The sequence below is a fragment of the Falsiroseomonas oryziterrae genome (assembly GCF_021864505.1).
Classification (GTDB): Bacteria; Pseudomonadota; Alphaproteobacteria; order Acetobacterales; family Acetobacteraceae; genus Falsiroseomonas; species Falsiroseomonas oryziterrae.
In genome coordinates this window covers 1-5,643 of sequence record NZ_JAKJIB010000279.1, presented here as the reverse complement: position 1 = coordinate 5,643, position 5,643 = coordinate 1, and the positions used below count along the sequence as shown (strand labels likewise).

Below are 5,643 nucleotides of genomic sequence, written 5' to 3'. Positions count from 1 at the left end.
GTCACCGAGGCCGCCACGGTCGCCGGCACCAGCGCGGTCGCCGAGGCCGCCGCGATCGCCGAGGCCGCCGCGATCGCCGGGACCTCCGCGGTCGCCCGGCCCGTCGCCGGGGCGGCGGTCAGCCAGCGCACCGCCACGATCCACCTGGTCCATGCGGCCGCGGAACTGCTCTCTGCTCTGCGCTCGGTCCGCCGCGGCGCCTTGCGTCCCCGTGCCGCGGAAGCGGTTCTGGACGTCGCGGTTGCTGTACGCCACGCCCTGCCGGTGCGTGGAATCGTGCCGCCAGGTGTTCCCGCTGATCTGGTTCCGGTTGACGTTGATGTTGTTGTACCGGTTCGCGTTGATGTTCACGTCGCCGCGGCCCCAGCCCGGGCTTGCCCAGCCCCACAGCGAGCCGACCAGCGCCACGCCGCCGGCGAAGGCCATGCCGGTCAGCAGCGCGCTGCCGAGCCCCCAGCCGACCGGCGGCGGGTAGTAGGGCGGCGGATAGGACGGGTACGGCCAGGTCCCGTAGACGACGTTGGGGTTGTAGGCCGGGACATAGACCGTCTCGGGCTGCGCCGGCTCGATGACGATGACCTGCTGCGGCGCCGGCACCGCGGGCGGCGGCGCGCCGGACGCGGGCGGCGCGACGGTGACGTTCGTGTTCACCGTCACCGTCTGCTGCGGGCCGCTCTGCAGGTGGCCGGCGGCCTGGGCGCGGCCGCGCAGCACCTGCACGGCGTTCAGCACGTCTTCCTGCTGCGCCAGCAGCGCGTCGCCGACCTGCTGCGTCCATTCGAGCTGGTCGTTCATCATCTTCAGCACGTCGGGGAAGGGCACCAGCGACTTCACCGAGGGATCCCAGGGCTGGGCGGTCAGCGCCTGCGCCAGCGCATCGCCGCGCAGCTGCGCGTTCTGGCCCTGCTGCAGCCAGCGTTGCGCCTGCACGACCTCCAGCGGGTAGGTCGAGGCCATCAGCATCTGCATGAGCAGCTGGTCGGGATAGAGCGCGATCGGCGCGAGCAGCTGTTCGAGCTGCGGCTGAGTCAGGCGGTCCTGATCCGGCGTCGTGGCGACGGCACGTGGCGCGGCCGTACCCGCCGGCGCCTGGGCCAGGGGTGCGCTGACCGGCCAGCCGGCCAGCGCGATGCAGCCGATGCCGCCCGCGAGACCATGGAGCAGGGCTTTCCGCCACCCTTGCCGGACGCCGCCTCGGCCACCGTCTTGCATGCCGCCCTCCACCACGCTTTCGCGCATGATGCGGCGCGTGCGGGCGGTCGTGTAGTGAGCCGGGGCGACGCGGGAATAATTCTTCGTAATCTTGCCGGTTGCCGCCGCGTTCAGTCCGGTGTCGCGCCGACGTCCTGGATGATGCCGCGCCAGCGCGTGAACTCGGCGGCGACGAAGCGCGTGAAGTGGGCCGGGTCCGGGCTGGGGGCGGCGACGGCGCCGGCGTCGATCAGCCGCCGCCGCACGCCCTCGTCGCGCAGCGCCGTCGTGATGCCGGCATGCAGGCGCTGGACGATCGCTGGCGGCGTGCCGGCCGGCGCCATCATCCCCTGCCAGCTCGAGCTGACATTGTCCGGATAGCCCTGCTCCAGCAGCGTCGGCACATCGGGCAGGCCCGGGAAGCGCTCGGCCGTGGTGACCGCCAGCGCGCGGACGCGCCCGGCCTGGATGGGCGCGAGCACCGAGGGAAGCGTGACGAACATGATCTGTACGTCCCCCGCCATCAGCCCGTTCACGGCGGGACCGGCGCCGCCGCGATAGGGCACGTTCACGACCTGCAGCCCCTGCTGCTTCATGAAGACTTCCATTTCGAGCCGGTTCTGGCTCGCGCTGCCGGCGGAGCCGTAGTTCAGCACGCCCGGGCGCGCACGGACGTACTCGACCAGCTCGCGGATGTTCTGCACCGGCAGCGACGGATTCACGACGACGATGTTCGGCGTCTCCGCCACTAGCGTGACGCCCGTCAGGTCGCGGGTCGGCGACCAGGGCAGCGTCTGCACACCGGGATTGATCACCGTGCTGCCCGCATTGCCGAGCACCATCGTGTAGCCATCCGGCGCCGCGCGCGCCGCGGCTTCCATCCCGATGTTGCCGGTGGCGCCGGCACGGTTGTCGATGACGATCGGCCGGCCGAAGACGTTGCCCAGAGTGGGCTGGATGATGCGCGCGATGATGTCGGAGGCGCCGCCCGGCGCGAAGGGCACGATCATGCGCAGCGGTCGCGAGGGGAACTCGGGCTCCTGCGCCCGGGCGCCGTGCGGGAGGAGCGCTGTCGCGGCCGCGGCTGCGAGGGTCTGACGCCGGCTGATCATTCCTTGTCTCCTCCCTGTGTGATGCGACGCCTAGGGCGGCCCGAGTCTTGCGACCGCCCGGAACAGATCCTCGACGGGCTGGCGGGCGAGGTCGCCCGAGGTGATGAAGACGAGGCGCGAGGCACGTTCCGCGTCCGGCCAGGCTTCCAGCTCGACGGGACGGTGCAGCAGGTGGCGCACCGCATGGATCACGACCGGGCCGCGGCAGCCTTCGACCGCGACGAGCCCCTTCACGCGCAGCAGATCCGCGCCGCGCATCTCGCACAGCAGTCCGAGTGCCGCGGTCAGGGCGCGCCAGGGCAGCGGTGCGTCGAAGCGCAGCACGAAGCTCGTGAGGCCCGGCGCGTGCGCCGGCGCGTCGGCGCGCAGCGGGCTCGGCGCCGGCAGGCTGGACTCGGCGAGCAGGAAGTCGGGGTCCACCGCGCCATGGTCGGCGGTGCGGACCGGCGCGTCGGCGTTGAGGGCGCGCAGCTCCGCCATCAGCGCGTCCATCTCCCCGCTCGTCGCGAGGTCGGACTTGCTGACCACCATCCGGTCCGCCAGCGCGACCTGGCGTCGTGCCTCCGGATTGTCGCGCAGCGCCGCGCGGCCGGTGGCTGCGTCCACCACCGCGATCACGGACTGGATGTGATACTCGCGCGCCAGCGCCCGCTCGCCGAGGAAGGTCTGCAGCACCGGCAGCGGATCGTCGGCGCCGCTCAGCTCCAGCACGACGCGCTCGAAGGACGGAATCGCGCCGCGCGCGCGGTCCGTGAAGAGCTGGCGGAAGGTCTCCTCGAGGTCGCTGCGCACCGCGCAGCAGAGGCAGCCATTGCCGAGCAGCGCGACACCGCCCTCGGCGGAGGGGGCGAGCAGCGCCTGGTCGATGCCGATCTCGCCGAACTCGTTCACGACGACAGCGGTGTTGCGGCCGGCCTCGCTCTCGAGCAGTGACTTCACCAGCGTCGTCTTGCCGGCGCCGAGGAAGCCGGTGACGAGGATCACGGGTACCCGAGCGCCGCGTGGGCGGCGGAGGCGCCGGCCGAAGGGGCCGGCCGCCTCGCCGGAGGGAAAGACGCCTGCGAAGGGCAGGGCGTCCGCCACCTCCTAGAAATCCATCTCGAGGATGTAGAGGCCGCCGATCTTGCGATCGACGCAGTAGACGATGCCGCGGTCGTCCACGAAGACGTCGTTGATCTGGATGGCGCCGAGCGGCGAGTTTCGCGGCGCCTCCGGCACGAAGTGGGCGACTTCCTTCGGCGCGTAGGGATCGGTGATGTCGAAGGCGCGCAGGCCGCCGTTGAAGAAGGTGGCGAGGATGATGTTCTCGCTGAACCAGTGGCCCGGCAGCGGCATGTTCTCGTGGACGTTGTGCGCGCCGAAGCGCCCGCCGCGGTTGCGGAAGTCCGCGACCGGCGGCATCGGGCAGGTCGCGATCGGCACCGGGTTGCGCTCGTCGCGCCCGTCCAGGATCCAGACGAGCTTCGGCCAGTCGGCGGCGTTGTCCACCACGCTCTCGTCGGTCACCACGAAGAGGTCGCGGCCGAAGAGCGGCAGAATGGTGTGGGTGAAGCCGTAATAGGGCGGCGAGTTGTCCCAGTTCGAGATCACGCGCGGCAGCGACTTGTCGGAGATGTCGAGGATGTACATCCCGCCGTCGATGTAGCCGAGGTAGCAGCGATCCGGACGCTGCGGATAGACGTTGGTGTTGTGGGCGCGAAAGCCGGTGTCCATGTGCGACGGGTGGCGCTGGATCTTCGGCGCGTTGTCGCCGACGCGCTGGCCCGGCATCCACCAACGCCCGACCTCCTCGGGCTTCGACGGGTTGCGGACGTCCACGATGCGGTAGAACTGGTCGTCCTTCGGATCGTGCGGCTGGAAGTCGCGCGCGCCGGAGGACAGGTGGACGTATTCCCCGTCGCAGAACCAGAGCTGGTGCACGCCGCGGGAATAGGGGCCGGAGGCGTCGAAGAAGCCGATCGACTTCGGGTTCTCCGGCGTCGAGATGTCGAACAGCTCGAAGCCGGCCGGCTCCAGCCCGACCTTCTTGGTCTGGTAGGCGACGGCCATGATGTCGCCGACCGTCTCCAGCGAGTTGGAGCGCATCTGCTGGTGCGGTAGGTCGGTCTGCACGACGACCTTCGGGTCGCGCGGATTGGTCACGTCGATCGCGGTGAAGTTCTTCGGCGCCGATTCATGCGCGGCCCAGAGGATGCGGCGGCCGTCCTTCGCCATCTGCATGGACAGGCCCTCGCCCATCCCGCCGAAGCCGTTCAGCTCGTGATGGCCGATGAGGCGGAAGTTCCAGATGGCGGACGGCCGGGAGTCGGCGCGGGTGATGTCCATGGGGCGTGCGGTCCTGGTCAGCCGATGGTGATGCCGAGCTCGCGGACCAGCGTGGTCCAGCGGGCGACCTCGGAGTCGACATAGGCGGCGAAGGTCGCCTGGGTATCGTTCGGGCGGAGGCGCATGCCCTGGCGCTCCAGCCCCCCCGAGACCTCGGGGTCGCGCAGGATGCGCGTGACGTGGCCGTGCAGCGCTTCGATCACCGGCGCGGGCGTGCCCGCCGGCGCGAAGAGGCCGTTCCACAGCGCGGTCTGCAATTCCGGGAAGCCGGCCTCGGCAACCGTCGGGACATCGGGCAACTGGGCCAGCCGCTCGCGCGCGACAACGGCGAGCGCGCGCAGGCGCCCGGCCTGGATGTGCTGCTGCGCGGTGATCAGGTTGAACTCGGCGATCTGTGCGTCGCCGCGCAGGGTGGAGGTCACCATCTCGCCCGCGCCGCGCAGCGGCAGGTGGGTGAGCTGGATTCCGGCGCGGCGCGCGAAGAGCTCCATGTCGATGTGCTGGTAGGAGCCGACGCCGGCCGAGGCGTAGACCAGCGGCGCGTTCGCGCTGGCCCGCGCGCGCGCGACGAACTCCGCCATGGTCGTGGCCGGGAAGCTGGCCGGCACCAGGATGACCTGCGGCGTCTCGCCCATATGGGCGACCGGGACGAGGCCGCGCGCCGGCGTCATCTGGCGATCGGCCGGCGGCGCGGCCGAGTTGATCGCATGCGTCGAGACGTTGTTGACGATCAGCACGTGGCCGTCCGGCCGCTCGCGCATGACGTAGTCGTTGGCGATCCAGCCATTGGCGCCCGGGCGGTTCTCCACCACGGCGGGCTGGCCGATGGCGCGCGTCAGCGGGTCCGCGACAGCGCGCGCGATCAGGTCCGTCGTGCCGCCGGGCACCAGCGGGACGATGATGCGCACCGCGCGCGATGGCCAGGCCTGCGCGGCCGCGCCGCGCGTGCCGAGCACGAGTGCCGCGGCGGCAAGCGCGCCGCGTCGGGTGATTCCCGTCATCCTGTCCTCCCCCT

Annotated in this window: 5 protein-coding genes; all 5 read right to left on the bottom strand. The window is 71.4% G+C overall.

Annotation, left to right across the window (positions count from 1 at the left end; translation table 11 throughout):
* Window positions 1–1,212 (bottom strand): DUF3300 domain-containing protein (locus tag L2I40_RS18055; protein WP_237216584.1); only part of this gene is annotated, 1,212 nt, incomplete at its 3' end.
* Window positions 1,213–1,322: 110 nt separating this feature from the next.
* Entirely contained in the window at window positions 1,323–2,303 is a 981-nt protein-coding gene (locus L2I40_RS18050; RefSeq protein ID WP_237216583.1) for a Bug family tripartite tricarboxylate transporter substrate binding protein, read from the bottom strand.
* A gap of 30 nt (window positions 2,304–2,333) precedes the next feature.
* Entirely contained in the window at window positions 2,334–3,386 is a 1,053-nt protein-coding gene (locus L2I40_RS18045; protein ID WP_237216582.1) for a CobW family GTP-binding protein, read from the bottom strand.
* A gap of 3 nt (window positions 3,387–3,389) precedes the next feature.
* Window positions 3,390–4,628, bottom strand: coding sequence for an LVIVD repeat-containing protein (locus L2I40_RS18040; protein WP_237216581.1), 1,239 nt, complete (start codon window positions 4,626–4,628; stop codon window positions 3,390–3,392).
* Window positions 4,629–4,645: 17 nt separating this feature from the next.
* Window positions 4,646–5,643: Bug family tripartite tricarboxylate transporter substrate binding protein (locus L2I40_RS18035; protein WP_237216580.1), on the bottom strand; the 998-nt coding region annotated here is incomplete at its 5' end.

Excerpts from the sequence above, each read along its gene's own strand:
- L2I40_RS18050 (WP_237216583.1), bottom strand. The coding sequence starts at position 2,303 with ATGATCAGCCGGCGTCAGACCCTCGCAGCCGCGGCCGCGACAGCGCTC.
- L2I40_RS18040 (WP_237216581.1), bottom strand. The coding sequence starts at position 4,628 with ATGGACATCACCCGCGCCGACTCCCGGCCGTCCGCCATCTGGAACTTC.